Genomic DNA, 25,928 nt, shown 5'->3' on the forward strand with positions numbered 1-25,928 from the left:
ACAAAAGCCGCCTGCCATCGCACTCCGGGCACCACGACCCCATGATCGACCGGGTGAGGGGTGGCCCCCGGGGGGGGGGGGGGGGGGGTTAGCGCTGGGTGCGGTGGGCGGCGGCTCGGCGGGCGCGGTCGACGGCCGCCGGGAGGGCCGCGATGAGGGCGTCGATCTCGGTCTGGGTGCTGGTGTGACCGAGGGTGAAGCGCAGCGAGGAGCGGGCGCGGTCGTCGTCGGCACCCATCGCCAGCAGCACGTGCGAGGGCTGGGCCACCCCGGCCGAGCAGGCCGAGCCCGTCGAGCAGGCGATGCCCTGGGCGTCGAGCAGGAGCAGCAGGGCGTCGCCCTCGCAGCCGGGGAAGGAGAAGTGCGCGTTGCCGGGCAGCCGGTCGACCGGGTCACCGTTGTAGATCACCTCGGGCACCGCCTGGCGGACCCGCTCGATCAGGTCGTCACGGAGCGCGGCCACCCGGGCCGCGTACTCCTGCTGGCCCTTCACGGCCGCTTCGACGGCGACCGCGAAGGCGACGATGCCGGCGGTGTCCAGGGTGCCGGAGCGTATGTCGCGTTCCTGGCCGCCACCGTGCAGCAGCGGCGTGGCCGCCACGTCCCGGGCGAGCAGCAGCGCCCCCACCCCGGTCGGACCGCCCAGTTTGTGCCCGGTGACGGTCAGCGCGGCGACCCCGCTGGCGGCGAAATCGACCGGCACCTGACCGACGGCCTGGATGGCGTCCGTGTGGAACGGCACACCGTGCTCGGCGGCGACGGCGGCCAGCTCGGCTATCGGCTGGACGGTGCCCACCTCGTTGTTCGCCCACATCGCGGTGACCACGGCCACCCGGTCGGTGTGCGCTGCCAACTCGGCGCGCAGGTCCTCCGGGTCGAGTCGACCGGCGGCGTCCACCGGCAGCCAGCCGACCTCGGCCCCCTCGTGCTGGGCCAGCCAGTCCACCGCGTCCAGCACCGCGTGGTGCTCGATGGCGCTGGAGACCACCCGTCGGCGGTCGGGGCCGGCTCCCCGGCGAGCCCAGAAGATGCCCTTCACCGCAAGGTTGTCGCTCTCCGTGCCACCACCGGTGAAGATCACCTCGGAGGGCCGGGCGCCCAGGACGGCGGCCACCCGCTCGCGCGACTCTTCGACCCGGCGGCGGGCGCGGCGACCCGCCGCGTGCAGGGAGGACGCGTTGCCGACCTCGCGGACGGTGGCGACGTACGCCTCCAGTGCCTCATCGAGCATCGGAGTGGTCGCCGCATGATCCAGGTAAGCCATCACCGTTCAGCCTACGGCCGACAGGTCGGAGACCGGATGGCGGAGGGGACTCCGGTGACCGGCCGGACCCGGAGGCCCTCGCCCGACGCGGTACGGCCAGGGCGGGAAGAGGTTCCTCTCCCCCGTCCCCGCCCGCATCCGGACCGGGTCCGGGAGACCGGCGCGGCGGCTGGTCCCGCTGGGCGGCGTGACGCCCGGGCCTTCAAGGGCGGCCAACTACATCTGCACGTGGCGAATCTCCCGCGCGTGCCGGGGTACTACGAGGTCTGGCTCATCAACCCGAGGGCACCCTGACGGGCTGATCGGCGGGCCGGCTCAGCTCCCCGGCCCGCCGATCAGCTCCCTTTCCGCCAGCACGAAAGTGGCCGCCCACTCGGGCGGCCACTGTTCGTCGTGCGGTGCCGGGGTGTGCCGTTGGGCGGCAGCCCCGGGTCGGTCACTTGCGCTTGCGGATCTCCTCGGCGGCCTGCGGGACGATCTTGAACAGGTCGCCCACCACGCCGAAGTCGGCCAGCTCGAAGATCGGCGCCTCGCCGTCCTTGTTGACCGCGACGATGGTCTTCGAGGTCTGCATGCCGGCCCGGTGCTGGATGGCACCGGAGATGCCGAGCGCGACGTAGAGCTGCGGGGAGACCGTCTTGCCGGTCTGGCCCACCTGGAACTGGTGCGGGTAGAAGCCGGAGTCGACCGCCGCGCGGGACGCGCCGACGGCGCCGCCGAGCAGGTCGGCCAGCTCCTCGACCAGCTTGAAGTTGTCCGCGTTGCCGACACCGCGACCGCCGGAGACGACCACGCCGGCCTCGGTCAGCTCGGGGCGGGAGCCCTTCTGCTCGGCGACCCGCTCGACGACCTTGGCCAGCTTGTCGCTGTCGGTGACCGACACCGTGAGCTGCTCGATCGTCGGGGTGGCCGCCGCCGCGGTCGGAGTGACCGAGTTGGGCCGGACGGTGACCAGCGGCAGGCCCTTGGTGACCTTGGACTTGACGATGGTGGAGCCGGCGAAGGCGATCTGGGTGGCGGTGCCGTCGGCGGCCAGGCCCACCACGTCGGTCAGGATGCCGTTCTCCAGCTTGACGGCGAGCCGGGCAGCGATCTCCTTGCCCTCCTGCGCCGAGGCCAGCAGCACGGCGGCGGGCTGCACCCGCTTGACCAGCTCGGCCAGCACGGTGGCCTTGGGGGCCACCAGGTAGCCGTCGATCTCGTCACCCTCGGCCGCGTAGATCTTCTCCGCGCCGTACTCGCCCAGCTTGCCGCTCAGCGCCTCGGCCGCACCAGCGCCGCCGAGCACGACCGCGCTGGGCGTGCCCAGCTCGCGGGCGAGGGTGAGCATCTCCAGGGTGACCTTCTTGACGCCGAATTCCTTGGTGGCTTCGACGACGACGAGAACCTCAGACATGTCCAGACCCGCTCTCACACGAACTTCTCGGTAGCGAGGAACTCGACCAGCTTGACGCCGCCCTCGCCCTCGTCGGTGATCTTGGCGCCGCCGGAGCGCGGCGGGCGCTTGGTGTGCTCGACCACGGCGCTGGTGGCGCCGTCGAAGCCCACCTCGGTCGGTGCGACGCCGAGGTCGGCCAGGGAGAACGTCTGCACCGGCTTCTTCTTGGCGGCCATGATGCCCTTGAAGGAGGGGTAGCGCGGCTCGTTGATGGTGTCCCAGACGGAGACCACGGCCGGGGTGGAGGCGGTGACGACCTCGTAGCCCTCCTCGGTCTGCCGCTCGACGGTCAGCGTGCCGCCGTCGACGGTGAGCTTGCGGGCGCCGGTGAGCGCCGCGACGCCGAGCCGCTCGGCGAGCATGTGCGGCATGACCTGGACCCGACCGTCGGTGGACTCCGCGCCGCAGATCACCAGGTCGGCGTTGAGCTGACCGAGCGCGGCGGCGAGCACCTTCGAGGTGGAAACCGCGCAGGAACCGTGCAGGGCGTCGTCCACCACGTGCACGGCCTTGTCCGGGCCCATGGAGAGCGCCTTGCGGATCGACTCGGTCGCCCGGTCCGGACCCATGGTCAGGATGGTGACCTCGCCACCGTGCGCCTCCTTGATCTTCAGCGCCTCCTCGATGGCGTACTCGTCCATCTCGTTGATCACGTTGTTCGCCGAACCGCGGTCGACGGTGTTGTCGTCATTGCGCAGGTTGCGGTCCGCGCCCGAATCAGGCACCTGCTTGACGAGTACGACGATATTCATCGCGTTCGACGACCCTCCTGTGTGGTGATGCGATTCGCTCGCCCGGTCTCGGGCGCAGCCTCGCGCGTCGGTCGACGCCCGGTCAACCGCGGGCTGCTGTGCAGTTGCCCACGGCGCAATGTTACCTGCCAGTAGGTTGCGGGCCCCGGGGCACTCAGAGTGACACAGCTCACCGATGTCGCCCGGGGCCGCCGCCTGCTCAGGCCGGTCCGGCCAGCGCGCCCCGGATCCGGTCGATGGCCGCGGCCTCCGCCGGGGCCACCCCGTCGTGCGCCCGGGCCACCCGGTCCGCCGCGGTCAGCACCACCTCTCGGTACGCCTCCACGTCCGCCGGCGACTTCTCCCGCAGGATCCGCACCGCCCGACCGAGCGCCGGCAGCACCACCGACTCGATCTCCAGCTGGGAGTCCCGGGGCAGCCGGGGCAGCGGACCGCTGGTCAGCGCATCCTTGACGACCCCGCTGGCGTCGGCCAGCGCGCCGGAGGCGGCGAAGCTCTCCCGGATCACCCCCAACATGCCCGGGGCGGCGTTGGAGACCAGGAACACGGCGCCAAAGACACCGGTCTTGAGGGTCAGCCGCTCATCTTCCGTCAACCGCTGCTCCATGATCACGGAGTGTAGACGTACGGGGTGGTGGTGGTGACCGGGACGAGGCCGAGCCGCTGGAGGATCGGCCGGCTGTCCTCGGATGCGTCGACCTGCAGCAGCGTCCGGTCCCGCTGGTCGGCCAGCCGGGCCCGATAGGTGACCAGCGCTCGGTAGATGCCCTTGCGACGCCACTGCGGCAGGGTGGATCCGCCCCAGAGGGTGGCGAAGCCGGTGTTCGCCGGGAAACGCACCCAGCCGGCGCTCACCACCGTCTCGCCCGCCTCGGCCACCACCACAGTGATCGAGTGCGGGTCGGCGTCGATCTCCTTGGCCAGCCCCGTGACGAGGTGCGAGCGGTCCTCCTGCCAGACCTCCTCCTCCATGGCGGCGATCCGCTCCAGGTCGGCCTGGCTGGTCACCTCACGCAGACGTACCCCCTCGGGGGCGACCGGCAGCGCGGCCGCCAGCGGCGCGACCGGGCCGACCACCACGGTCTCCCGGTCCTCCGCCACGAACCCGGCGGCGCGCAGGCGGTCCGCCAGGTCCGCTGGCTCGTCGTGCTCGTTGAGCTTCCACTCCACCGACTGGCCGCGCTGGCGGAACAGCTCCACCTGCCGGGCGATGAGCGCGTCCAGCTCGTCCCCGGTCAACCCGCCGAGGTCGCGGTAGGTGAGGAACCCGCCGGCGTCGAGCCCGATGATCCGGACCAGCGGCCCGTCCCGCTCCACTGTCACCCCGGCTGGCACCGGGTCCGGGATCTCTGGGCGGAGTTGGTTGTCATAGGCGGTACGCAGCGTCATCACGTCGAGATCGGTCACCGCCCCAGGCTAAGCCGGAGGGGAAGCGGATAATCGGCGTCGTGTGGGAGGCGATCAGGCGGTGGTTCGACCCGGCGGACCTACGCTCGGTCGGCGAGCCACCGGACTACCGGTTCTCCCTGGCCAACGAGCGCACCTTCCTGGCCTGGCTGCGTACCGGCCTGGCGCTGGTCGGCGGCGGGCTGGCCGCCGCGCAGTTCCTGCCGCCGCTGCCGCTGACCCACCTGCGGGAGGTGATCGCGGTCGCGCTGCTGCTGCTCGGCGGCGCCGTCGCGGTCCGCGCCGTGGACCACTGGGCGCGTACCGAACGGGCCATCCGGCTCGGCCAGGAGCTGCCCGCCTCCCGTTTCCCCGCCATCCTCGCCCTCGCCATCGGGGCGGGCGCCGTGCTGCTGGTGGTCGCGGTGCTGGTCCGGGCGGTCGGCGAAGCGTGACCGGCGGCCCACGCCCGAGGCCGGGGTCCGGCCGGTGACCGCCGGGCGCGACCCGGGGCTGCAACCGGAGCGGACCCGGCTGGCCTGGCGGCGCACCGCGCTGGCACTGACCGTGGTGACCGCGCTGGCCGTCCGGCTGGGGTCGACCGGCGACCCGGCCGGGGCGCTGATCGCCGGCGCAACCGTGCTGGTCTGGGGGGCCGTGCTCGTGCTCTGCTGGCCCCGGGCCACCGGCACCGGGCCGGCGCGCACCGGCGGCCGCACGCTGCCCCTGGTCGCGCTGGCCACCGTCGGGCTCGCACTGCTGGGTGTGCTGCTGGTGGTTCGCCGACTGTGGTGACGGGACGGGGTGCGCCATGATAGGTGCATGGCCCGGCTTGGCGTACTCCTCTTCCTGGTGCAGATCGTCCTCGCGGTCTGCGCGCTGATCAGTTGTCTCTCCGCCGAGGAGGGCCAGATCCGTGCCCTGCCCCGGATCGCCTGGGTGCTGATCATCCTGTTCTTCCCGCTGATCGGTTCGATCGCCTGGTTCCTCGCCGGCCGGGTGCCCAGCGCCGGGACCCGCAAGGCCGGGCCGGCCGGCAACGGCCGCACCGGGCGGCAGCGCCCGCGCCCGCTCGCCCCGGACGACGACCCGGAGTTCCTCCGCTCGGTGCAGGACCGCGCCCAACAGCAGGACCAGGAGCTCTTCCGCCGCTGGGAGGAAGACCTGCGCCGACGCGAGGACGACCTGCGCCGCCAGGACGGTGATCCGCCGCGGGAGGGTGACCGGCCGGAGGTGTGAGCACCGGCCCGGCCGCGCCGGTGCCGGCGACCGGGCCGCTGCGGGTCAGACCCGACGCTTGAGCCCGCGCACCGCCAGCGGTGCGAAGATCACCGCGATGCCGAAGCCCCAGAGCAGTGTCTGGAGCACCGGGCCGGCCACCGGCCCGCCGACCAGGAGCCCGCGCAGCGCGTCGGCCACCACGGTCACCGGATTGACCTCCACCCAGTTCTGCAACCAGCCCGGCATCCGGTCGGTGGGCACGAAGATGTTGCTGGTGAAGGTCAACGGGAAGATCACCATGAAGCCGAAGATCTGCACCTTGTCCGGTTCGCTCACCAGCACCCCGACCAGCACCGATATCCAGGACGCGGCCAGCGTGAACGTCAGCAGCAGCGCGAACGCCCCGACCACCCCGAGCAGCCCGTTGCCGACCCGGAAGCCCAGGATCGCCCCGACGCCGAGCAGCAGCGCGATCGACCAGGCCTGCTTGACGGTGTCGGCGAGGATCCGACCGGCCAGCGGCGCCCACCGGGCGATGGGCAGCGCCCGGAGCCGGTCGAAGACGCCCTTGGTGAGGTCGTTGTTCAGCCCGAACCCGGTCGTCATGGTGGCGAAGAGCGCGTTCTGCACCATGATGCCGGGCAGCATGAAGGTGAGGTACTCGCCGGACGAGCCGGCGATGGCGGTGCCGAAGACGTAGGTGAACAGCAGCACGAACATCACCGGCTGGATGCTCAGGTCGAGCAGCTCCATCGGGTTGTGCTTGATCTGCACCAGGCTGCGCCAGGCCAGCGTGAACGTGTGCCGCAGCCCGGCAGCGGGACCGAGCCGGCGGGCCGGCGTCCGCGCAGGGGTGAGAGTGGCGGCGGTCATGCCGAGGTCCTTTCCAGGTCGGTGTCGGCCGGCGCGTCCTCGGCCCGGTGGCCGGTGAGGGAGAGGAAGACCTCGTCCAGGCTGGCGCCGCGCAGCGCCAGCTCGGCGACCGGAATGTCGGCGGCGTCGAGGCGACTCACCACCGCGGGCAGCACGCTGGGGTCGTTCACCGCGACGGTGACGGCGTTCTGGGCCACCTCGGGGGTCACGCCGGACACCTCGCCAGCGATGGCGACCACGGTGCCCAGGTCGGTGAGCTCGGCCGGTCGCACGGTCAGGGTCTGCCCGCCGGTCTTGGCCTTCAGCTCCTCGGGCGTGCCCTGGGCGATCACCCGGCCGTGGTCGACCACCGCGATCTCCCCGGCGAGCTGATCGGCCTCCTCCAGGTACTGCGTGGTGAGCAGCACCGTCACCCCGTCGGAGACCAGGGTGCGGACGATGTCCCACAGGTCGTTGCGACTGCGCGGGTCCAAGCCGGTGGTCGGCTCGTCGAGGAAGAGCACCTGCGGCCGGCCGACCAGGCTGGCGGCGAGGTCCAGCCGACGCCGCATGCCGCCGGAGTAGGTCTTGGCGGCCCGGTCGGCGGCGTCGCTGAGCTGGAAGTCGGCGAGCAGTTGGCGGGCGCGCAGCCTGGCGTCGGCCCGGCTCAGCCCGAGCAGCCGGCCGATCAGCAGCAGATTCTCCGCGCCGGTCAGAGTCTCGTCGACCGAGGCGTACTGGCCGGTCAGGCCGACCAACTGGCGCACCTGGTGGGCCTCGCGGACCACGTCGAAACCACCGACGGTGGCGTGCCCCTCGTCGGGGCGCAGCAGGGTGGCGAGCACCCGTACGGCCGTGGTCTTGCCGGCGCCGTTCGGCCCGAGCAGGCCGAAGACGGTCCCGGTCGGGACCGCCAGATCAACGCCGGCGAGAGCGGTGGTGGCGCCGAAGCGACGCACCAGACCCTCGGCGCGGACTGCGTAGTCCATCGCAACTCCTGTCGTCTCCGGTGGTGGCACCACCATGGGCGACAGGGCTGACAGCCCGCCGATCCCGGGCTGACGTTACGACGATCGGCGCTGACATTCCGCTGATTTAGCTGCGGAAAGACCGCGCCGCCGCCCGCTGGGCGGGCGACGGCGGCGGCAGGTGCGACTCAGGCCAGGTTCGACGACCGGGGGTACGCGTCGGTCGGGTCGGTGAGCACGTTGACCAGGTACGGCACTCCAGCGTCGAACGCCCGCTGCAACGCCGGACCCAGGTCGGCGGCCTTGGCGACCGTCTCCCCCGCACCGCCGAGGGCGCTGACCACCGTGTCGTAGCGCAGCTCCGGCTGGAGGTCGGCGGCCACGTCGTAGCCGTACATGGCCTGCATCGGGTGCTTCTCCAACCCCCAGATGCCGTTGTTGCCGACCACGATCACCACCGGCAGCTTCTGGCGGACCAGCGACTCGACGTCCATCAGCGAGAAGCCGGCGGCGCCGTCGCCCATCAACACGCAGATCTGCCGGTCCGGGTGGCTGACCCGGGCACCCATCGCGTAGCCCATGCCGGTGCCCAGGCAGCCGTACGGACCCGGGTCCAGCCAGGTGCCAGGCTGGGCCGGCTCCAGGTACCGCCCGGCGTACGAGACGAAGTCACCACCGTCGCCGATGGTGATCGCGTCACGGGCCAGCACCCGGCGCAGCTCGCCATAGATCCGCGCCGGCCGGATCGGGTCGGTCTCGGCGGCCATCTCCGCCGCGTCGCGGGCCCGGGCCGCGTCCTCTGCGGCGCGCAGATCGGCGATCCAGCCGCTGTGGTCGGCCCGGTCACCGGCGTGGTCGGCCAGCGCGGAAAGGATCAGGCGCAGGTCGCCGGCCGGGGCGGCGGCCGGCTGCACGTGCCCGGCCCGCTGGCTGGGCGCGTCGACAATGTGCACCACCTTGGCGTCGCCGAAGTCACCGAAGCTGAGCCGGAAGTCGAGCGGGGTGCCGACCACCACGACCACGTCGGCGCCGGAGAGCGCGGCCCGGCGCGCCTTGGCGAAGGCGAGCGGGTGCTCCGGCGGGAGCGAGCCGCGGCCCATGCCGTTGGTGAAGACCGGCACCTGCAACGCCTCGGCCGCCTCACGCAGCGCGGCCACCGCGTCGCCGGCGTACACGTCGGAGCCGGCGATGATGACCGGCCGCTGCGCGCTGGCGATCAGCGACGCGGCCCGGGCAACCTCGTCCGGGTCCGGCGCGACGGGGTCGATGCCGGTCGGGGCGGGCACCTCGGCCTCGGCGACGGAGAAGACCGTCTCCAGTGGGAAGTCGAGGAAGGCCGGCCCGCGGTGCGGGGTGAGCGCGGCGGTGAGCGCGGCGCCCACCGCGCGCGGGATGTCGTCGGTGCTGAACACCGTCTCGGCGTGCTTGGTGACCGGGGCGACCAGCGGCAGGTGGTCCATCTCCTGGAGGCTGCCCGAGCCCCAGCGGAACGCCGGCGCCCGGCCCCCGAGCACCAGCACCGGGGAGGCGTTGAAGTAGGCGCTGGTCATGCCGGAGATGCCGTTGGTGACACCGGGACCGGCCGTGAGCACGGCGAGGCCGGGACGGCGCTGGAGCTTGGCCACCGCCTCGGCGGCGAAGACCGCGGACTGCTCGTGCCGGACGTCGTAGATCGGGAAGTCGTTCCGGTGCGCGGCGTCGTAGAGCGGGAAGACGTGGCCACCGGAGAGGGTGAACATCTCGCGCACCCCGTACGCCCGCAGCGCCGCGAGCGCCAGCTCCCCGCCGTGACCTTCGACCCGCTCCGTCATCGCCGCTCCCCTTCGTCGCTCATGACCGAAGCCACACGCTACTGGCCGGTAAGCAGAATGTGAACCGTTCTCGGCTGACCGTCGGGCCGGCGACATGCGCCGCCGGCCCCGTCCGCTCAGCGGCCGGTGAAGCCCGGCTTGCGCTTCTCGACGAAGGCCGCCATGCCCTCGCGCCGGTCGTCCGTGGCGAACAGCGCCGCGAAGAGCTGACTCTCCCAGGCCAGGCCCGAGTTCAGGTCCATGTCCAGGCCGCCGTCGACCGCCAGCTTCGCCGCGCGCAGGGCCTGCATCGGCCCGTTCAGGTACGGCGTGACCAGCGCGACCGCCGCGTCGTAGACCTCGGCGGCCGGGACGACCCGGTCGGCCAGGCCGATCCGGAGCGCCTCCTGCGCGTCCACCATCCGCCCGGACATGATCAGATCCTTGGCCCGGGCCGGGCCGACCAGGCGGGCCAGCCGCTGGGTGCCGCCCGCGCCGGGGATGATGCCCAGCTTGATCTCCGGCTGGCCGAGCTTGGCGTCCTCGGCCACCACCCGCCAGTCGCAGGCCAGCGCCAACTCGCAGCCCCCGCCGAGGGCGTAGCCGGTGATCGCGGCGACGACCGGCTTGGGGATCCGGGCGATCGCGCCGAGCGCGCTGGACAGGTTCGCGGCTCGCTCGGCCATGTCCACGTAGGACATCTCGGCCATCTGCTTGATGTCCGCACCGGCGGCGAAGACCTTCTCCCCGCCGTACACGATGACGGCGCGGACCTCGGGGTCGTCGGTGGCCGCCGTGGCGGCGGCGCGCAACTCCTCCTGCACCTGGGTGTTGAGCGCGTTCATCGGCGGCCGCTCCAGCCGGATGGTGCCGATGCCGTCCTTGGTCTCCAGCCGAACGAACTCGCCCACGCTGCCCTCACTTCCTCGTCGAAGTCGCGTGCCAACCTTACGACCCGGCTCGTTGGGGTAAGTAGTCTGGTGTCAGCCCCGCGGGCGGGAGTCCAGCGATGATCACGTATTACGACGACAAGTCGGTCCAGGTCACCTCCACCGCAGTCCGGGTGGAGGGCCGCAGCTACGCGCTGGCCGACATCAGCATGATCTGGCACCGCCGGGGCAGCCGCTCCTGGCGGGTGCTCGTCGGGCGAGGCGCGATCGGCGCCGCGCTGGCCGGTCCACTGATCGCGGCCGTGCTCGGCATCGGCGTGGCCGTCTGGCTGCACCGCTCGCCCACCGTGACGATCGCGATCGTCGGCGCCTCGGTGCTGGTCGGGCTGGCCGTCGGGCCGGTCGCCGACTTCCTCTTCGAACACCTGGACCGCTCGTACGCCCGGGGCAGCCGGCAACTGGAGATCTGGGCGCGCTGGCGCGGCCAGCCGGTACGGCTGCTGTGCACCGGCGACGCGCTGCGCTTCGGGCAGATCTACCGGGCGGTGCAGCGCGCGGTCGAGCACAACCACCCGGTCCGCCCGACCAGCCGCCGATAGCGGCCCACGTTTCAGAACCGGATCGGCTCGTCCGGCGGCTCGACGAGGTCCCACGGCCGACATCCGACGGACGCGTGCGCGCGACGACCGCACCGCCGGCCAGCGCTCAGATCTTGGACACTTACCGATCGCGCGATCGGTAAGTGTCCAAGATCTGAGCGGAACGCACCGGACGCCTGGGTTGCCTGCCGGTGGTTAGGCTTAATGATGACCCTCTATTACCGGGACGACGCGGTGCAGGTGACCTCCGAGTCGATCCGGGCGGGCGGTCACGTGATCGCCCTCTCCGATGTGACGTTCGTCTGGCACGCGCGCGGCCCGAAGACCCTCGCGGTGCGCGGCCGGGTGCTCGGGCGGGGTGTCCTGGTCCTGCTGCTCTCGCTTCCACCGCTGGTCGCGCTGGTCTGCGTGCTCTCGCTGGCGTACACGGCGCAGGACCGGGGCAACTGGAAGATGGCTCTGATCATCCTCGCCGCCTGCGCGGTGGGGGCGCTGGCGCTGACCCCGTTCCTGGAGATCCCACTGACCTGGCTGGACCGCTCGTACGAGCGCGGCAGCCACGTGCACGAGCTGTGGGTGCAGCACCACAACCGGGAGCAGTTGCTGCTGCGTACGCCGGACGCGCTACGGTTCGGCCAGATCTACCGGGCCGTCCAGCGTGCCGTCGAACAGCAGGGGGACCATCGATGAGCAACCGCCGTGGCGAGGCCGCCGCGCTGGCCGGGCTGCTCGCCGTGGCCGGCGTCACCCACCTCCTGCGCCCCAACCTTTACGACCCGATCGTGCCGGGCGCGCTGCCCGGCCCGGCCCGATTCTGGACGTACGCCAGCGGGGTCGCCGAGCTGGCGGTGGCGGCGGCGGTGGCGAACCCGGCCACCCGACGGGCCGGCGGTCGAGCCGCGGCCGCCCTCTTCATCGCCGTGCTGCCGGCGAACGTGAAGATGGCGGTGGACTGGCGACACCGGCGTCCGGCGAAGCGGGCCATCGCCTACGGCCGGGTGCCGATGCAGGTGCCGCTGATCTGGTGGGCCCTGCGCGTCGCCCGCGCTGGCCGGTAGGCCCGGGGCCGGTCAGGTCAGCGGCCGGTCAGGTCAAGCAGGCCGGTCAGGTCAACGGCAGGGTGGTGGCGATCGGCCAGCCCACCAGGGCGGCGCCCAACGCGGCCGGCAGCCAGCGCGGGCCGGCGTACCGGCGCAGCACGGTCGCCCAGGCGGCCTGCCAGCCGAGCAGCAACGCGAACAGCGGCACCACCAGCACGACGAAGCCGGGCGCCAGACCCACCAGCGCCGACGCCGTCAGCACGAGCACGGTGACCGCGACGACCAGCAGGTGTCGCCCCGTCCGCCCGGCGGCGACCAGCTCGACGCCCAGCAGGAACAGCAGGCAGGCTCCCGCCACCAACGGGAGCAGCCACCAGCGGGCACCGACCGGCAATGCCGAGGTCAGTCCAAGGTGGATCGGCAGCGCGACGGCGAGGACGGCATACCCGGTCAGCACCAGCGCCGCGACGGCGGTCCGTGCCGGTGCGCGCCGGTCCGCCGGCGCGGCCGTGCCGGACGGCGGTGGCGACGCGCCGGACAAGCCCGGCAGCCAACGCTGACCGGCGACCAACAGCACTCCGGTAACCAGCAGGAAGCCGATGACGTAGCCGCCGACCGCGAGCGGGAGCCAGGCGGTCGGCAGCACCGCCGCGACGGCCGCGCCGACGCCGGCCGCGAGCACCGCCATCGCGAACAGCAGCAGGCCACCGAACGGCACCCGGTCCCCGGCCGGCGCCGGACTCCCGGGCGGCGCTGGGCTGTCGGTCTGCGCCGGGGCGTCGGGTTCCCGGCCAGAGGGTGGCTCGGTCGGTCGGCGGTCGGTCGCCGGGCGCGGCAGGAGCAGGGCCGCCAGCGGGACCACGCCGATGCCGAAGGCGAACACCAGCAGCGCCGCCCCGGCGAGCCGGGCGGTCGGTCGTGGCTGGGCGGTGCCGTCGGCGATGGGCAGCCAGCCGGCGATCTCCTCGTGGGTACGCGGGGCGAAGAGCACCGAGATGTGCTCGGCACCGGGCACCACCACCACTGGCTGTCGGCTCGTTCCCGCGCCGCGCCGAACGGCATCGTCAGCCGCCCGGCGGAAGGCGGGGAACTCCGCACCGCCCACGATAAGCAGCAGCTCCGCCGGTCGGCCCGGGGACAGCTCGCCGGCGTCGGGCAGCGAGATCGCCACGGTTCGAGCGATCTCCGGGTGCCGGCTGGCGTACCGGGTGACCGCACCGGCGCCCATCGAGTGTCCGACCAGGACGATGCCGTCCGGATCGACGTCCGGCCGGGAGCGTAGGTAGCCGACGGCGGCGTCCAGGTCGGCGGCGAGCGTGGCGGCGGACGTGTCCGGGCCCGCGCCGGGCAGCCGGGCCGGGTTGGCACCGTGTCCGGCGAAGTCGAACAGCAGCGCGACCGCTCCCCGCCGGGCGACGGTGTCGGCGATCGGGCGCATCAGCTGAGCCGAGCCGGCGAAGCCGTGCGCGATCACCACCCCGGGCCGCCGGACGCCGGGCGTCGGAGGGCGGGCACGCACCTCGGTCATCGGCACCCCGGCGACGGTGACGTGCCGGGCGGTGAGGCCGGCGTCCGCCCGGACCAGCACCAGCGTGCCGAGCGCGGCGGCGGCCACCGCCAGCACGGCGAGCAGGACGGCGGTGCGGGTGCTCGGCGGGCGATGCGGCGTGGGTGCCGACATGCCGGCACCCTACCGTCGGACGACCCGCCCGACGCTCCACCGAGCGCGCCGGCCGAGCGCCGCCGGGCGGTTGTGGTGCGGCCGACGCACACTTGACCCCATGGCGATTCCCCTCCCCACACCGGCCGCCGTGGTCGGCCTGACCCGATCCGCTCTCGACCAGGCGCTCGGCTCGGCCGCCTCGTTCGCCGCCGTGCCCACCCGCGCGTTCGCGGTGCTGGACGGGGTTGAGGCGCTGCTGGCCCGAATCAACGGGGTGGTGGACCGGATCGAGACGACCCTGGACCGGACCGACCAGGTGCTCACCGACGCCGAGACGGCGGTGCGCGAGGTGGCCGTGATCAGCGCCGCCGCGACCACCGCCATCGACACCGCCACCGAGGTGGCGACGGCCGCCGCCGTACTGGTCCAGGAGGCCGGCAAGATCGCCCGGGTGGCCGGCACGGTGGTCGCCGAGGCCGACGCGGTGGCCGGCCGGGCCGCCGTCACCGTGGGCACCGCGGCGGAGGCGGCCGCCACGGCGGCCGAGCTGCTGGCGGCGTACGAGCCGACGCTACGGCGGGCCGCACCGATGACCGAGCGGTTCGTCGAGCAGCTCAGCCACGAGGAGATCACCGCGGCGATCCACCTGATCGACGAGCTGCCCAAGCTCAAGGAGCACCTGACGGCGGACATCCTGCCGATCCTCGCCACCCTCGACCGGGTCGGGCCCGACCTGCACGACCTGCTGGACGTCACCCGCGACCTCAAGCTCGCCGTGGCCGGCATCCCGGGGCTGGGCATGCTGCGCCGACGCGGCGAGAAGCTCAGCGACGACGCCGTCTGAGCCCTCGCCGGCCAGCGACGACCTGTCCGCCGCCGCCTCAGCAGTCGCAGGTGATCGTTGACCGTGGCGCGGTCAGGTCGTCGACCGGGCGACGGGTCACCCCGGTCCCGGTCACCACCGGCAGCCCCTCCCGCACCCAGTACTCGAACCCGCCGAGCATCTCCTTGACCGGGTGGCCGAGCCGGGCGAACTCCAACGCGGCCCGGGTCGCACCGTTGCAGCCCGGCCCCCAGCAGTAGGTGACCACCGCCGACCCGGCTGGGATCAGCCCGGCAGCCCGGGTGGCGATCTCGGCGGTGGGCAGGTGCACCGCCCCCGGCAGGTGTCCCTGCGCCCAGGCGGCCTCCCCCCGGGAGTCGACGACCACCAACCCGGGAGTACGGGCGGACAGGTCGGCGTGCACGTCGCTGACGTCGGTCTCGACGCTGAGCCGGGCGAGGAGGTGGGCGGCGGCGGTGGCCGGATCGGCCGCCGGGACGGCGAAGGTGAATGTCATGCACCGATCCTGGCCGCCGTCCCCGCTCCGGACGAGTGGCGGAAACGACGTCCTGCGCTAACATCCCGCCATGCCGACCCGCGCCGTGGCCGCCAACCCACTCCCGTTGCCAACGGCCCGTCGGCCGGCCGCCGGGCACCGCGTCGCCGTGCTCGCGTACCCGGGGATGTCGGTGTTCGAGACCGGCATCGTCACCGAGGTGTTCGGACTGCCCCGGCCTGAGTTCGACGTCGACTGGTACGACCTGGTGGTCTGCGCTGAGCGGCCCGGGCCGGTGCCGGTCGTCGGTGGAGCCAGCCTGCACACCCCGTACGGCCTGGCGGAGCTGGCGGCGGCACAGACGGTCATCGTTCCCGGCGTGCCCGACGTGACCGCCGACCCGTCATCCGAGTTGGTGAGCGCCCTGCTTCGAGCGCACCGGCGGGGTGCCCGGATCATGTCGATCTGCTCTGGCGCGTTCGCGCTGGCCGGCGCCGGGCTGCTGGACGGGCGGCGGGCCACCACCCACTGGCAGTACGCGGAGCTGCTGGCGCGGCGGTACCCGCGGGTCGAGGTGGACCCGGACGTGCTCTACCTCGACGACGGCGACCTGCTCACCAGCGCCGGCAGCGCCGCCGGGCTCGACCTCTGCGTGCATGTGGTTCGGCGGGACCACGGCTCGGCGATCGCCAACGCGGTCGCCCGTCGGTTGGTGATCCCCCCGCACCGCGACGGCGGGCAGGCCCAGTTCGTGGAGGCGCCGGTGACCACCGACCCGGACGACGACCGGATCGCCGCCAGCATCGACTGGGCGCTCGCGCACCTCACCGAGCCGCTGACCGTGGCCCAGCTCGCCGGGCGGGCGCACATGTCGCCCCGCACCTACCTGCGGCACTTCGCCCGGGCCACCGGGACCAGCCCGATCCGGTGGCTGATCGACCAGCGGGTCCGGGCCAGTCTGGCGCTGCTGGAGGAGACCGACGCCCCGGTCGAGCAGATCGCCGGCGCGGTTGGCTTCGACACCCCGGTCACCTACCGCCACCATTTCGGTCGGGTCATGCTGACCTCGCCGTCGGCGTACCGCCGGGCCTTTCGCACCGGAGCGGCGACGGGCCGGCCGGCGTAGCGCGGGCGGGTCAGCCCCGGGCGTACAGCTCGTCGATCTCGGCGCGGCGGGGCAGAGCCACCGAGGCGCCGAGCCGGCGCACGCAGGCCGCGCCGGCCGCCGCCGCCCAGCGCACCGCGTCGACCAGGTCCCGTCCCTCGCCCCAACCGACGGCCAAGGCGGCGGTGAACGCGTCGCCCGCCGCCGTGGAGTCGACCACGTCGACCCGGACGGCCGGCACGTGCACCTCGGCGCCCTCGCGGTCGACGTACCAGGCGCCCTCGCCGCCGAGGGTGAGCACGGCTCGGGGCACCAGGTCGAGCAGCGCCCGTGGCTCCCGACCTCGGCCGGTGAACGCCTGCGCCTCACCCTCGTTGACGACCAGCAGGTCCACCGCCGCGAACAGCTCCGGCGGGACATCCCGAGCCGGTGCGGCGTTCAGGATGACCCTGGTGCCGGCGGCGCGGGCGGCCACCGCGGCGTCGGCCACCGTCTGCACCGGGATCTCCAGCTGGGCGACGAGGACGTCCGCCGCACGGACCGTGGACAACTCCTCCTCGGTGAGGCCGAGCAGCGCGTCGTTCGCGCCGGGGGTCACCACGATGGCGTTCTCCCCCTCCGCGTTGACCATCACCAGCGCCACCCCGGACGCGCCGTAGACCACCCGCAGCTGGCCGGTGTCCACCCCGGCCGCCGCGATCCGGGCCGTGAGGGTGACACCGAACGCGTCGGAGCCGATCGCACCGAGGAAGGCGCAGGAGGCGCCGGCCCGGACGGCGGCGACGGCCTGGTTGGCGCCCTTGCCGCCGGGCACCATCACGAAGTCGGTGCCGAGCAGGGTCTCGCCCGGTCGGGGCAGCGCGGGCGCCATCGCGACCAGGTCCATGTTGGCGCTGCCCACCACGACCACCCGGGTCTGCGGCACGGTGACCTCCCGCCCTGTCCCGGGCTCAGGCGGCGCGGGCGGTGAAGCGGTCGCCCGAGCGCTCGACCACCAGCGGCAGGCCGAAGGTCTTGGAGAGGTTGTCGCCGGTCAGCGTCTCGGCGAGCAGGCCCTGCGCGACGGCTACGCCCTCCCGCAGCAGCAGTGCGTGGGTGAATCCCGGCGGGATCTCCTCCACGTGGTGGGTGACCAGCACCAGAGCCGGGGCGTCCGGGTCGTACGCCAGCTCGGCCAGGCGGGCCACCAGGTCCTCGCGCCCACCCAGGTCGAGCCCGGCGGCGGGCTCGTCGAGCAGCAGCAGCTCCGGGTCGGTCATCAGCGCGCGGGCGATCTGCACCCGCTTGCGCTCACCCTCGGAGAGGGTGCCGTAGCGGCGCTCGGCGAGGCCGCCGATGCCGAGCTGGCTCAGCAGCGCCCGCGCCCGCGCCTCGTCGCCGCGCTCGTAGCTCTCCCGCCAGCGGCCGACCACCGACCAGGCGGCGGTCACCACCACGTCGCTGACCCGCTCGTCGGCGGGCAGTCGCTCGGCGAGCGCGGCGGTGGAGAGCCCGATCCGGGTACGCAGCTCGTTGACATCGGTGCGGCCGATCCGCTCACCGAGCACGTGGGCGACACCGGTGGTGGGGTGCAGTCGGCCGGCGGCGAGGTTGAGCAGGGTGGTCTTGCCGGCCCCGTTGGGACCGAGCACCACCCAGCGCTCGTCCAGCTCGACCCGCCAGGTCAGGTCCTGCAGTAGAGCGGTGCCGGACCGGCGTACACCGACGCTGTCGAGGCTGACCACCAGATCCGGGTCCACGGGTGCGGAGGCGGAGGCGGCGCCGGCAGCGCCGCGGATCAGGTCACCAGTCACCGGACCATCCAACCACGCAGCGCGGCGATGCCCCCCGCGGGCGGCCCCGCGGCCATAGGGTGAGGCACCGTGTCGTTGATCACCACACCCGGAGGACCGACCATGCCCGGTCGAGGTACGGAGTCGCGCGAATGAGCGCGGTCATCGAGATCGAGGGTCTGCGCAAGACCTTTCAGAGCCTACGGAGCGGCCGACGGGTCGCGGTCGACGGGTTCGACCTGCTGGTCGAGGCGGGCCAGATCCACGGTTTCCTGGGCCCCAACGGTTCCGGCAAGACCACCACGCTGCGTGCCCTGCTCGGGCTGGTCCGGGCCGACAGCGGGCAGATGAGGGTGCTCGGCGAGCCGTCGCCGCAGCAACTGCCCCGGGTGGCCGGCAGGGTCGGCGCCATCGTGGAGAGCCCGCAGTTCTTCGGCAACTTCACCGGGCACCGCACGCTGCGGCTGCTGGCCCGGGCCGGTGGGGTGCCGACCTCGCGGGTGGACGAGGTGCTGGAGCTGGTCGGCCTGCACGACCGGGGCGACGAGCGGGTGAAGGGTTACTCGCTGGGCATGAAGCAGCGCCTCGCGGTGGCGTCCGCGCTGCTGAAGGATCCGCAGCTGCTCATCCTGGACGAGCCGGCGAACGGGCTGGACCCGGCCGGCATCCGGGAGATGCGGGACCTGATGCGGTCGCTGGCGGCGGCCGGCGTGACGGTGCTGGTGTCCAGTCACATCCTGGCCGAGATCCAGCTGATCTGCGACCACGTCACGATCATCTCGCAGGGGCGGCGGGTGGCGGCCGGCCGGGTGGACGAGGTGCTGGCCGGCCACGACCGGCACGAGTTCCTGGTCCGGGTGGCCGAGCCGGAGCGCGCCGCCGAGTTGCTGCGCGCGGCCGAAATGGCGGCGACCGTCGATGGCGGGGCACTGGTGGTGGGCGGGGTGACCGACCCGGCGGCGATCAGCCAGGTGCTCGGCGAGCAGGGGCTGTGGGTGGGCGAGCTGACCCCGCTGCGGCCCGATCTGGAGAGCGTCTTCCTCGAGCTGACCGGCGCCGGCGGGCACCCGTCGGTGCCCCGCCAGGTGGACGACTCGGCGCTGCCGCCCGGCGTTGAGGGTGACGCTGTGATCAATCTCGATCGGGGAGTGGACGCGTGAACCTGGTTCGTGCCGAGCTGGAGCGGCTGTCCGCGCGTCGCTTCGTGCAGCTCATGGTCGTCCTGCTGGCACTGGCGTTCGCCGTCACCGCGGCGACCACCCTGGCCGGCTCCCACAAGCCCACCGCGAGCGAACTCAGCACGGCGCGGGCGCAGGCCGCCGAGGCGCGGCAGAGCATGGAGAACCACTTCCAGCAGTGCCTGGCCCGAAAGAACGGCACGTTCCCGTCGACAGACTCGGAGCTGTACTACCCCTCCGACTGCTCGGAGATCGACCCGATCCGGCAGGACCGGCTGCCGATCGCCGCCGACTTCCTACCCGGGGTGTTCAGCTTCGCCCAGCAGGCCCGCCCGCTGCTCTACTTCCTCATCGCGTTCCTGGTGCTGTTCGGGTTCCTGGTTGGCGCCTCCTACATCGGCGCGGACCTGAACTCGGGCGGCGTGGTGAACCTGTTGCTCTGGCGACCGCGCCGGATGACGGTGCTCGGTGTCAAGCTGGGCACCCTGCTCGGCACGGTGCTGGCGCTGGCGGTGACGGCCTCGTTGGTCTACCTCGCCACGTTCTGGGTGATCGGGCAGACGGCCGGTCTGGCCGGCCGGCTGGGCGGGGACTTCTGGCGCTCACTGGGGGCGGTGCACGGTCGTGGCCTGGTGCTGGTGTTGCTGGCCAGCGCGCTGGGCTTCGCCATCGCCACGCTGGGCCGACACACCTCGGCGGCGCTCGGCGCGGTCGCCGCGTACGCGGTGGTCTGGGAGTTGGGCGCCCGGCTGGTGTTGCAGATCGTCGACGCCCCGCGCCCGGACCAGCTGATGCTCTCCAGCTACATCGGGGCGTGGCTCAGCGGTGAGGCGCGGTTCTACGACGGCCGGCTCTGCAGGGGCGACAGCGTGGGCGGCGGCTTCTGCGACGGGTTCTATTCGCTGACCTGGGCGCCGGCCCTGGCGGTACTGCTCGTGCTCACCGGCGGGTTGACGGCGGCGGCGTTCGCCGTGTTCCGTCGCCGCGACCTGATGTGAGCCTCCGCCGGGCCGCCCGCCTGGGCCGGGCGGCCCCGCCTGCTGCGGGCCGCCCGCCCTGGTCCGGGCGGCCCGGCGGACCGGAACGGATGCGGCAAGAGCTTGCAGCACGATGGCCGGCGGTGAAATATTCCTTCACATGACCCCGCCAGCGGGCTCAGCCGACGGTGGAGCCGAACACCTCGTCGCGGACGGCGTCCAGCGCGGTACGCAGCGCACCGCGCAGGATCGGCTCCTCGGTCAGCCCGGTGGGCACCACCCGAGGCCGGACCAGGGTGATCGCCGCGACCTCCTGCTGCACCCGGTCGGCGAGCGCCGCGCCGCCGGCCTGACCGACCTCACCGGCGAGCACCACCAGCGGTGGGTCGAGCACCACGCACGTGCTGGCCACGCCGAGCGCGAGCCGGCGGGCCAACTCGTCGAGCATCGGGCCGCCACCGGCACCGTCGGCGACGGCCGCGCGAACCGCGTCGGCGGCGTCGGCGTCCGGGTAGCCGTACTCGCGGGCGATCGCGCGGACCGAGTCCGCGCCGACCAACTGCTGGAAGGCCGGCTTGGCGCGGCGGGAGACGTCGCGTGGGATGGGCGCGCCGGGCACCGGCAGGTAGCCGATCTCACCGGCCGCGCCGCTGCTGCCGTGGTGCAGCCGCCCACCCAGCATGATCGCCAGGCCGACGCCAGCGCCCACCCAGACCAGCACGAAGTCGGTCAGCCCCTGCGCGGCGCCGGACTGCGCCTCGGCCACCGCGGCCAGGTTCACGTCGTTCTCGAAGACCACCGGCGTGTGCAGGTCGTCGCGCAGGGCGCCGAGCACCCCGCTGTGCCAGCGCGGCAGGTTGAAGGCGAAGGTGATGTCACCGGTGCCGGGGTCGACCAGACCCGGCGTGCCGAGCACGATCCGCCGTACGCTGCTCAGCTGCGCCTGGGCGCTGCTCGCGGCCTGCACGACGGCGTTGTGCACCACGCCCACCGGGTCGTCGGTGTCCCGGGTGGACTGCTCCACCCGGCCGATGACCGCGCCGGTGATGTCGGCGCAGGCAGCCACCACCCGATCCGCCCCGACGTCCACCCCGACCACGTGGGCACTGCTCGGGCGTACGGCGTAGAGCTGGGCGTTCGGCCCTCGTCCACCGGCCTGCTCGCCGACACGGCTGACCAGACCGCGCTCCTCCAGCCGCTCGACCAACTGGGAGGCGGTGACCTTGGACAGCCCGGTCAGCTCACCGAGCCGGGCCCGGGTCAACGGGCCGCGTTCGAGGAGCAGTTCCAGCGCCGCACGGTCATTGAGCGCCCGCAACAGGCGGGGGGTGCCGGGCAGCCGGGTCGCACTCATGCCACGTCCTTTAGTTTTAGTAAACTTTGCTAACTGTAAACCGACCTGCGAACGGGTAGCCGTAGCGTAACGGCCACCCGGAGGTGGAGCGCTCGGCCGACCCGGCAGGGCGATGACCACCGCCGTACGACGTTTCGTGCCCGCCGGGCACCGAGAGGGGAAGATCACGTGGGGCTGGATCCAGGACTACGCCGGCTCGCGCTCGGCACGTTGCTTGCCGCGTACCCGGGACCGATCCCGCCGGACTGGGCCGTTGACCTGGTGGCCGACGGGCTGGCCGGGCACACCCTCTTCGGCACCAACGTGCACGACCCGGCCCAGGTCGCGGCGAGCACCGCCGCCCTGCGCGTCGGCCGCGCGGACGTGCTGATCGCCATCGACGAGGAGGGTGGCGACGTGACGCGGCTGGCGCACGCCACCGGCAGCCCGTACCCCGGCAACGCCGCCCTCGGCGCGATCGGCGACGTGGCGCTCACCCGACGGGTCTACCAGGCGATCGGCGCCGAGCTGGCCGCACTCGGCATCACCGTCAACCTCGCCCCGACGGTGGACGTGAACACCGCCGACGACAACCCGGTGATCGGCACCCGGTCGTTCGGCGCGGACCCGGTGCGGGTGGCCGCCCACTCGGCCGCCGCCGTGAGCGGGCTACAGGCCGCCGGCGTCGCCGCCTGCGCCAAACACTTCCCCGGCCACGGCGCCACCATCACCGACTCGCACCACGAGTTGCCCACCGTGGACGTCCCACTGAGCCTGCTGCGCCAACGCGACCTGCCGCCGTTCGCCGCGGTCGTGGCCGCCGGGGCGCGCGCGGTGATGACCGCACACATCCGGGTGCCGGAGCTGACCGGCACCGGTCCGGCCACCTTCAGCCGGGCCGTCCTGGTCGACCTGCTCCGCACCGAGTACGGCTTCACCGGCGCCGTCATCACCGACGCACTGGAGATGAAGGGCGCCGCGGTGGCCGCTGGCGGTGTCGGGCCGGCCGCGGTCCGCGCTCTGGCCGCCGGCGCCGACCTGCTCTGCATCGGCGCGAAGGTCGACGCCGGGCTGGTCGAGCGGGTGGCCGCCGAGATCGTCGACGCGCTCGCCGACGGGCGGTTGGCGACCTCCCGGGTCGAGGAGGCGGCCGGCCGCGCCGCCGCGCTCGCCGCCTGGACCCGGGCCGCCGGCGCATCGGCGACCGCCACCGAAACCGACCTGGGGTACGCGGCGGCGCGCCGGGCGGTCCGGGTGGACGGAGTGCTCACCGGCCTGGACCGTCCGCTGGTGGTGCAGCTGCACACCGAGTCCACCATCGCCGAGGGGCGGGTGCCGTGGGGCCTCGGTCCGCACCTGGACGGAGTGCAGGAGGTCCGGGTGATCGCCGCCGAGACCGATCAGGCGACGCTGCGCGGGCTGGCCGGCGACCGGCCGATCGTGCTGGTCGGGCGGCACCTGCACCGGCTGCCCGGCGGCCCGGAGCTGATCGCCGGCCTGGCCGCGGACCACCCGGTGACCGTGGTGGAGATGGGCTGGCCGGCGCAGTGGCGCCCGGCGGGCGTACGCGCCTTCGTCACCACGTACGGCGCGAGCCACGCCAACGGCCGGGCGGCCGCCGAGGCGCTCGGACTGTCCGGCTGAGGCAGAGCGGCAACCGGTCGGGCCGGGAACGGCCCACCATCCTCTCTTGAACACGTTCAAGAACTGCCCTACGCTGACACCGTCGGTAGTTGAACACGTTCAAGAAGGGCCTGTGCGCATGGACATCAAGGTCTGGATGTACCTGATCTACCTCGCGGTCAGCATCGGCCTGACCATCTGGGTGGCCCGGGCGTTGTCCCGCAACGGACAGGTATTCCTGGAGGAGGTGTTCGCCGACGAGCGGCTGGCCCGAGCGGTGAACAGCCTCCTGGTGGTCGGCTTCTACCTGCTCAACCTCGGCTACGTGACGGTGGCGATGAAGCACCCCGACCCAGTGGATTCGACCAGCCAGGCGATGGAAGAGCTATCCCTCAAGATCGGCTTGGTACTGCTGGTGCTCGGCGCGCTGCACTTCTTCAACGTCTTCGCGCTCGGCCGCTACCGCCGGACTCGGCTCCGCCAGCTCGCCACCCACCCGCCCATCGCACCGATCGGCCGGCTGCCCATGCCGTCCACACCGCACGGCTCATACCCGATCGGGGCGCAGCCGGGCGCGGGGCCGGTGACCAACCCTCCGGCCCGATGACCGTCACACCGGCTGGCGGCCCCGAGGGGCTGCCGGATCCCACCGCACACGGGGGCGGTGGGATCCGGGGGTTCACCGTCCTGTTCGACGCGAACTGCCCGCTCTGCCGTACCGCCCGCCGATGGCTGGCATCCCACGCCCAGCTCGTACCCCTGGAGTTCGTGCCCGCCGGGTCGGCCGAGGCCCGGCGGCGCTTTCCCGGCCTGGACCACGACGCGACGCTGCGCGACCTCACCGTGGTGGCCGACACCGGCGAGGTGTACGCGGGCGACGGCGCCTGGTTCGCCTGCCTCTGGGCGTTGGCCGACCACCGGTCCACGGCGGAACGGCTGGCCCGACCGAGCCTGTTGCCGCTCGCCCGGCAGGTGGTGGCCACCGCCTCAGCGATCAGGGAGCGGGTTCGCGATCCGTGGGCCGAGCCGACGAACGAACCAGCGGGATACGGTGACCCCGATGACCGAGCAGCCTGCGCCGACGACCACTGCGGGTGAACCTGCGACCGCCCGGGGCGAGCAGACCCGGCAGCTGATCCGGGACACCGCGATGCGGCTGTTCCGCGAGCGTGGTTACGCCCAGACCACGATGCGCGCGATCGCGCAGGAGGCCGGCGTGGCGGTGGGCAACGCCTACTACTACTTCGGCTCCAAGGACCACCTGATCCAGGAGTTCTACGCCCAGTCCCAGGTCGAGCACCGGGCCGCCGTCCAGCCGGTGCTCGACCGGGAGGACGCGTTCGCCGCCCGGCTCGCCGGAGTGCTGCACGCCGGCATTGACGTGCTGACCCCGTCGCACGAGTTCGCGGCGACCTTCTTCAAGACGGCGGCGGAGCCCACCTCCCCGCTCAGCCCCTTCTCCGCAGAGTCGTCCGGCCCCCGACAGGCGGCGATCGACCTCTTCGCCGAGGTGCTGACGGGCTCGACCGCCAAGGTCGACGCCGAGCTGCGCCCCGAGTTGCCCGAGCTGCTCTGGCTGGCGTACATGGGCGTGGTCCTCTACTGGGTACACGACCGATCTCCCGGGCAGGCCAAGACCCGGCAGCTGATCGACGGCGTCGTGCCGTTGATCGACCGGCTGGTGGCGCTGTCCCGGCTGCGGGTACTTCGCCCGGTGACCCGACAGGTCCTCGACCTCATCCGCACGCTACGTCACTGACCCGGCCAGCAGCTTCGCTCGACTCCACCGCAGGTCAAGTCCGCTATTCGACACTCCGAACCGACAGCTCACACCTTGCACCGAGCGTGTTCGATACGTAGCGTGATCGACACGAACGGCCCTGCCCAGCGGGCGGCCGGGCGCCCGAAACCGGGACCTGGGGGGAGGTTGCGGACCGTGGATCCGGCCCGGGATCCACGGTCCGCGCCCTACGACGACAGCGTTGCGCGGGCACTCGCGGTGCCGACGGCCGCTCAGCGCGGATAGACCCCGTACGCCCGCCAGCCCCGGTCCGGGAAGCCTGCCGCGTCCGCGACCCGGGCCGAGGCGGCGTTGTCCCGCTCGTGCAGGTAGGTCGGGATCGCCCCCTCGTCGAGCACCCGCCGGGCCGCCTGCGCCACCAGCCGCCGGGCGAGGCCGCGACCCCGGGCGGCGGGCACGGTGCCGATGGCCAACTCCTGCCCGTACGCGTCGTGCCGTTTCATCCCGGCCCCAGCCAGGTAGTTGCCGTCCGCGTCGCGGACCACCAGCACCGGACGGTCGAACAGCCGAAGCCAGGGCGGCAGCCCGGGGGCCGTCGACTCGGTCCACTCCCCCACGTCGGGCAGCGGCGCGGGGGCCAGGCTCCACCGGAAGGGACCGTCGTGCACACACCAGTCGGGCAACCCGACGGCCTCCGGCAGCGCCGGCAGCAGCCGGTCCGGCGTACGTCGGGCCAGCGCGCGGATCGCCGCCACCCGGTCCGGCGGGACGGAGAGCACGGCGCTCTCACCGCTGTCCACCGCGAGCGCCGGGCGCAGCCGGCCATCCCAGGCCGGCCTGGCCCGCCGGTGCGAGGCGACCACGTGCAGCCCCTTCCCGGCCGGCCACTGGCCGAGCCAGGTGGCCAGGTGCAGCTGAAGCCGCCGGTCGAGCATGCGCACCTCCCCGTCACCCGGCCCGTCGTGGATCACCGTACGCCGGGCGACGCTACCGGGCGGGGCGATCCGTCGGGGCCGG

29 protein-coding genes are annotated in these 25,928 nt (G+C 73.3%); 14 read left to right on the forward strand and 15 right to left on the reverse strand.

Annotated features, from left to right (window positions below; genetic code table 11):
* Window positions 1-88 precede the first annotated feature (88 nt).
* The 5 genes from ACFY29_RS34205 to ACFY29_RS34225 all read right to left on the reverse strand — a co-directional run bounded on the left by ACFY29_RS34205 (window position 89) and on the right by ACFY29_RS34225 (window position 4,861).
* A complete protein-coding gene (locus ACFY29_RS34205) occupies window positions 89-1,264 on the reverse strand; it encodes a cysteine desulfurase family protein (protein ID WP_386992810.1) in 1,176 nt (391 codons plus the stop codon).
* Window positions 1,265-1,700: 436 nt separating this feature from the next.
* Window positions 1,701-2,660, reverse strand: coding sequence for an electron transfer flavoprotein subunit alpha/FixB family protein (locus ACFY29_RS34210; protein ID WP_328424314.1), 960 nt, complete (start codon window positions 2,658-2,660; stop codon window positions 1,701-1,703).
* A 14-nt stretch (window positions 2,661-2,674) separates the two neighbouring features.
* Window positions 2,675-3,454 (reverse strand): electron transfer flavoprotein subunit beta/FixA family protein, encoded by a 780-nt coding sequence (locus tag ACFY29_RS34215; protein ID WP_328424312.1) that lies wholly within the window; start codon window positions 3,452-3,454, stop codon window positions 2,675-2,677.
* A 199-nt stretch (window positions 3,455-3,653) separates the two neighbouring features.
* Window positions 3,654-4,061, reverse strand: coding sequence for a hypothetical protein (locus ACFY29_RS34220; protein ID WP_386992813.1), 408 nt, complete (start codon window positions 4,059-4,061; stop codon window positions 3,654-3,656).
* Between the two features lie 2 nt (window positions 4,062-4,063).
* Entirely contained in the window at window positions 4,064-4,861 is a 798-nt protein-coding gene (locus ACFY29_RS34225) for a GNAT family N-acetyltransferase (RefSeq protein ID WP_386992815.1), read from the reverse strand.
* Window positions 4,862-4,902: 41 nt separating this feature from the next.
* On the opposite strand from ACFY29_RS34225, the gene ACFY29_RS34230 reads away from it, so the two are divergent.
* From ACFY29_RS34230 to ACFY29_RS34240, 3 genes are read left to right on the forward strand one after another with little or no spacing between them, the layout of a single operon-like run.
* Window positions 4,903-5,295, forward strand: coding sequence for a YidH family protein (locus ACFY29_RS34230; RefSeq protein ID WP_386992817.1), 393 nt, complete (start codon window positions 4,903-4,905; stop codon window positions 5,293-5,295).
* 34 nt (window positions 5,296-5,329) lie between these two features.
* A complete protein-coding gene (locus tag ACFY29_RS34235) occupies window positions 5,330-5,635 on the forward strand; it encodes a DUF202 domain-containing protein (protein WP_386992819.1) in 306 nt (101 codons plus the stop codon).
* A gap of 27 nt (window positions 5,636-5,662) precedes the next feature.
* Complete coding sequence (locus ACFY29_RS34240; RefSeq protein ID WP_386992821.1) at window positions 5,663-6,079, forward strand: PLD nuclease N-terminal domain-containing protein; 417 nt, start codon at window positions 5,663-5,665, stop codon at window positions 6,077-6,079.
* A gap of 45 nt (window positions 6,080-6,124) precedes the next feature.
* Here the strand turns inward: ACFY29_RS34240 and ACFY29_RS34245 are convergent, their stop codons facing one another.
* The 4 genes from ACFY29_RS34245 to ACFY29_RS34260 all read right to left on the reverse strand — a co-directional run bounded on the left by ACFY29_RS34245 (window position 6,125) and on the right by ACFY29_RS34260 (window position 10,582).
* Window positions 6,125-6,934: an ABC transporter permease gene (locus ACFY29_RS34245; RefSeq protein WP_328424295.1), complete on the reverse strand. Its 810-nt coding sequence runs from the start codon at window positions 6,932-6,934 to the stop codon at window positions 6,125-6,127.
* Window positions 6,931-7,902: an ATP-binding cassette domain-containing protein gene (locus ACFY29_RS34250; RefSeq protein WP_355606244.1), complete on the reverse strand. Its 972-nt coding sequence runs from the start codon at window positions 7,900-7,902 to the stop codon at window positions 6,931-6,933. Before ACFY29_RS34250 ends, ACFY29_RS34245 begins: the two co-directional genes overlap by 4 nt.
* 167 nt (window positions 7,903-8,069) lie before the next feature.
* Window positions 8,070-9,692 (reverse strand): acetolactate synthase, encoded by a 1,623-nt coding sequence (locus ACFY29_RS34255; protein WP_355606247.1) that lies wholly within the window; start codon window positions 9,690-9,692, stop codon window positions 8,070-8,072.
* Window positions 9,693-9,808: 116 nt separating this feature from the next.
* Complete coding sequence (locus ACFY29_RS34260) at window positions 9,809-10,582, reverse strand: enoyl-CoA hydratase-related protein (RefSeq protein WP_328424289.1); 774 nt, start codon at window positions 10,580-10,582, stop codon at window positions 9,809-9,811.
* A gap of 98 nt (window positions 10,583-10,680) precedes the next feature.
* Between ACFY29_RS34260 and ACFY29_RS34265 the strand changes: the two genes are divergently transcribed.
* The 3 genes from ACFY29_RS34265 to ACFY29_RS34275 all read left to right on the forward strand — a co-directional run bounded on the left by ACFY29_RS34265 (window position 10,681) and on the right by ACFY29_RS34275 (window position 12,218).
* Entirely contained in the window at window positions 10,681-11,160 is a 480-nt protein-coding gene (locus tag ACFY29_RS34265) for a DUF6232 family protein (protein ID WP_386992825.1), read from the forward strand.
* Window positions 11,161-11,367: 207 nt separating this feature from the next.
* Window positions 11,368-11,850: a DUF6232 family protein gene (locus ACFY29_RS34270; RefSeq protein WP_386992827.1), complete on the forward strand. Its 483-nt coding sequence runs from the start codon at window positions 11,368-11,370 to the stop codon at window positions 11,848-11,850.
* The gene (locus ACFY29_RS34275; RefSeq protein WP_386992829.1) at window positions 11,847-12,218 is read left to right on the forward strand and encodes a hypothetical protein; all 372 of its coding nucleotides are present in this window, start codon (window positions 11,847-11,849) and stop codon (window positions 12,216-12,218) included. Before ACFY29_RS34270 ends, ACFY29_RS34275 begins: the two co-directional genes overlap by 4 nt.
* Window positions 12,219-12,264: 46 nt before the next feature.
* Here the strand turns inward: ACFY29_RS34275 and ACFY29_RS34280 are convergent, their stop codons facing one another.
* Entirely contained in the window at window positions 12,265-13,881 is a 1,617-nt protein-coding gene (locus ACFY29_RS34280; protein WP_386992830.1) for a dienelactone hydrolase family protein, read from the reverse strand.
* Window positions 13,882-13,981: 100 nt separating this feature from the next.
* Here ACFY29_RS34280 and ACFY29_RS34285 point away from each other — a divergent pair, with 100 nt between their 5' ends.
* Window positions 13,982-14,707 (forward strand): hypothetical protein, encoded by a 726-nt coding sequence (locus ACFY29_RS34285; protein ID WP_386992833.1) that lies wholly within the window; start codon window positions 13,982-13,984, stop codon window positions 14,705-14,707.
* 37 nt (window positions 14,708-14,744) lie between these two features.
* On the opposite strand, the gene ACFY29_RS34290 is transcribed toward ACFY29_RS34285, so the two are convergent.
* Window positions 14,745-15,203, reverse strand: coding sequence for a rhodanese-like domain-containing protein (locus tag ACFY29_RS34290; RefSeq protein ID WP_386992835.1), 459 nt, complete (start codon window positions 15,201-15,203; stop codon window positions 14,745-14,747).
* A 70-nt stretch (window positions 15,204-15,273) separates the two neighbouring features.
* On the opposite strand from ACFY29_RS34290, the gene ftrA reads away from it, so the two are divergent.
* A complete protein-coding gene (gene ftrA, locus ACFY29_RS34295) occupies window positions 15,274-16,308 on the forward strand; it encodes a transcriptional regulator FtrA (RefSeq protein ID WP_386992838.1) in 1,035 nt (344 codons plus the stop codon).
* Between the two features lie 10 nt (window positions 16,309-16,318).
* Here the strand turns inward: ftrA and ACFY29_RS34300 are convergent, their stop codons facing one another.
* Both ACFY29_RS34300 and ACFY29_RS34305 read right to left on the reverse strand, forming a co-directional pair.
* Window positions 16,319-17,212 (reverse strand): ribokinase, encoded by an 894-nt coding sequence (locus tag ACFY29_RS34300; RefSeq protein ID WP_386992840.1) that lies wholly within the window; start codon window positions 17,210-17,212, stop codon window positions 16,319-16,321.
* 25 nt (window positions 17,213-17,237) lie between these two features.
* Window positions 17,238-18,080 (reverse strand): ABC transporter ATP-binding protein, encoded by an 843-nt coding sequence (locus ACFY29_RS34305; RefSeq protein ID WP_328424271.1) that lies wholly within the window; start codon window positions 18,078-18,080, stop codon window positions 17,238-17,240.
* Between the two features lie 131 nt (window positions 18,081-18,211).
* On the opposite strand from ACFY29_RS34305, the gene ACFY29_RS34310 reads away from it, so the two are divergent.
* Both ACFY29_RS34310 and ACFY29_RS34315 read left to right on the forward strand, forming a co-directional pair.
* Window positions 18,212-19,219, forward strand: coding sequence for an ABC transporter ATP-binding protein (locus ACFY29_RS34310; RefSeq protein ID WP_386992843.1), 1,008 nt, complete (start codon window positions 18,212-18,214; stop codon window positions 19,217-19,219).
* The gene (locus ACFY29_RS34315; protein ID WP_386992845.1) at window positions 19,216-20,235 is read left to right on the forward strand and encodes an ABC transporter permease subunit; all 1,020 of its coding nucleotides are present in this window, start codon (window positions 19,216-19,218) and stop codon (window positions 20,233-20,235) included. The genes ACFY29_RS34310 and ACFY29_RS34315 overlap by 4 nt, the downstream gene beginning before the upstream one ends.
* 157 nt (window positions 20,236-20,392) lie before the next feature.
* On the opposite strand, the gene ACFY29_RS34320 is transcribed toward ACFY29_RS34315, so the two are convergent.
* Complete coding sequence (locus tag ACFY29_RS34320) at window positions 20,393-21,568, reverse strand: ROK family protein (RefSeq protein WP_386992847.1); 1,176 nt, start codon at window positions 21,566-21,568, stop codon at window positions 20,393-20,395.
* Window positions 21,569-21,736: 168 nt separating this feature from the next.
* Here ACFY29_RS34320 and ACFY29_RS34325 point away from each other — a divergent pair, with 168 nt between their 5' ends.
* From ACFY29_RS34325 to ACFY29_RS34340, 4 genes are all read left to right on the forward strand, one after another.
* The gene (locus ACFY29_RS34325; protein ID WP_386992849.1) at window positions 21,737-23,191 is read left to right on the forward strand and encodes a glycoside hydrolase family 3 N-terminal domain-containing protein; all 1,455 of its coding nucleotides are present in this window, start codon (window positions 21,737-21,739) and stop codon (window positions 23,189-23,191) included.
* 118 nt (window positions 23,192-23,309) lie between these two features.
* Window positions 23,310-23,777, forward strand: a complete 468-nt coding sequence (locus tag ACFY29_RS34330) for a hypothetical protein (protein ID WP_386992991.1) — start codon at window positions 23,310-23,312, stop codon at window positions 23,775-23,777.
* On the forward strand, window positions 23,774-24,268 hold the full coding sequence (locus tag ACFY29_RS34335; protein WP_386992851.1) for a thiol-disulfide oxidoreductase DCC family protein: 495 nt from the start codon (window positions 23,774-23,776) through the stop codon (window positions 24,266-24,268). Before ACFY29_RS34330 ends, ACFY29_RS34335 begins: the two co-directional genes overlap by 4 nt.
* Window positions 24,231-24,929 carry a TetR family transcriptional regulator gene (locus ACFY29_RS34340; protein WP_386992853.1) on the forward strand — a complete coding sequence of 233 codons (699 nt, stop codon included), beginning with the start codon at window positions 24,231-24,233 and terminating at the stop codon, window positions 24,927-24,929. Before ACFY29_RS34335 ends, ACFY29_RS34340 begins: the two co-directional genes overlap by 38 nt.
* 254 nt (window positions 24,930-25,183) lie before the next feature.
* On the opposite strand, the gene ACFY29_RS34345 is transcribed toward ACFY29_RS34340, so the two are convergent.
* Complete coding sequence (locus ACFY29_RS34345; RefSeq protein WP_328424255.1) at window positions 25,184-25,846, reverse strand: GNAT family N-acetyltransferase; 663 nt, start codon at window positions 25,844-25,846, stop codon at window positions 25,184-25,186.
* Between the last annotated feature and the right edge of the window lie 82 nt (window positions 25,847-25,928).

Origin of the sequence: Micromonospora sp. NPDC000668, from assembly GCF_042897975.1 — a bacterium.
Taxonomy (GTDB): domain Bacteria; phylum Actinomycetota; class Actinomycetes; order Mycobacteriales; family Micromonosporaceae; genus Micromonospora.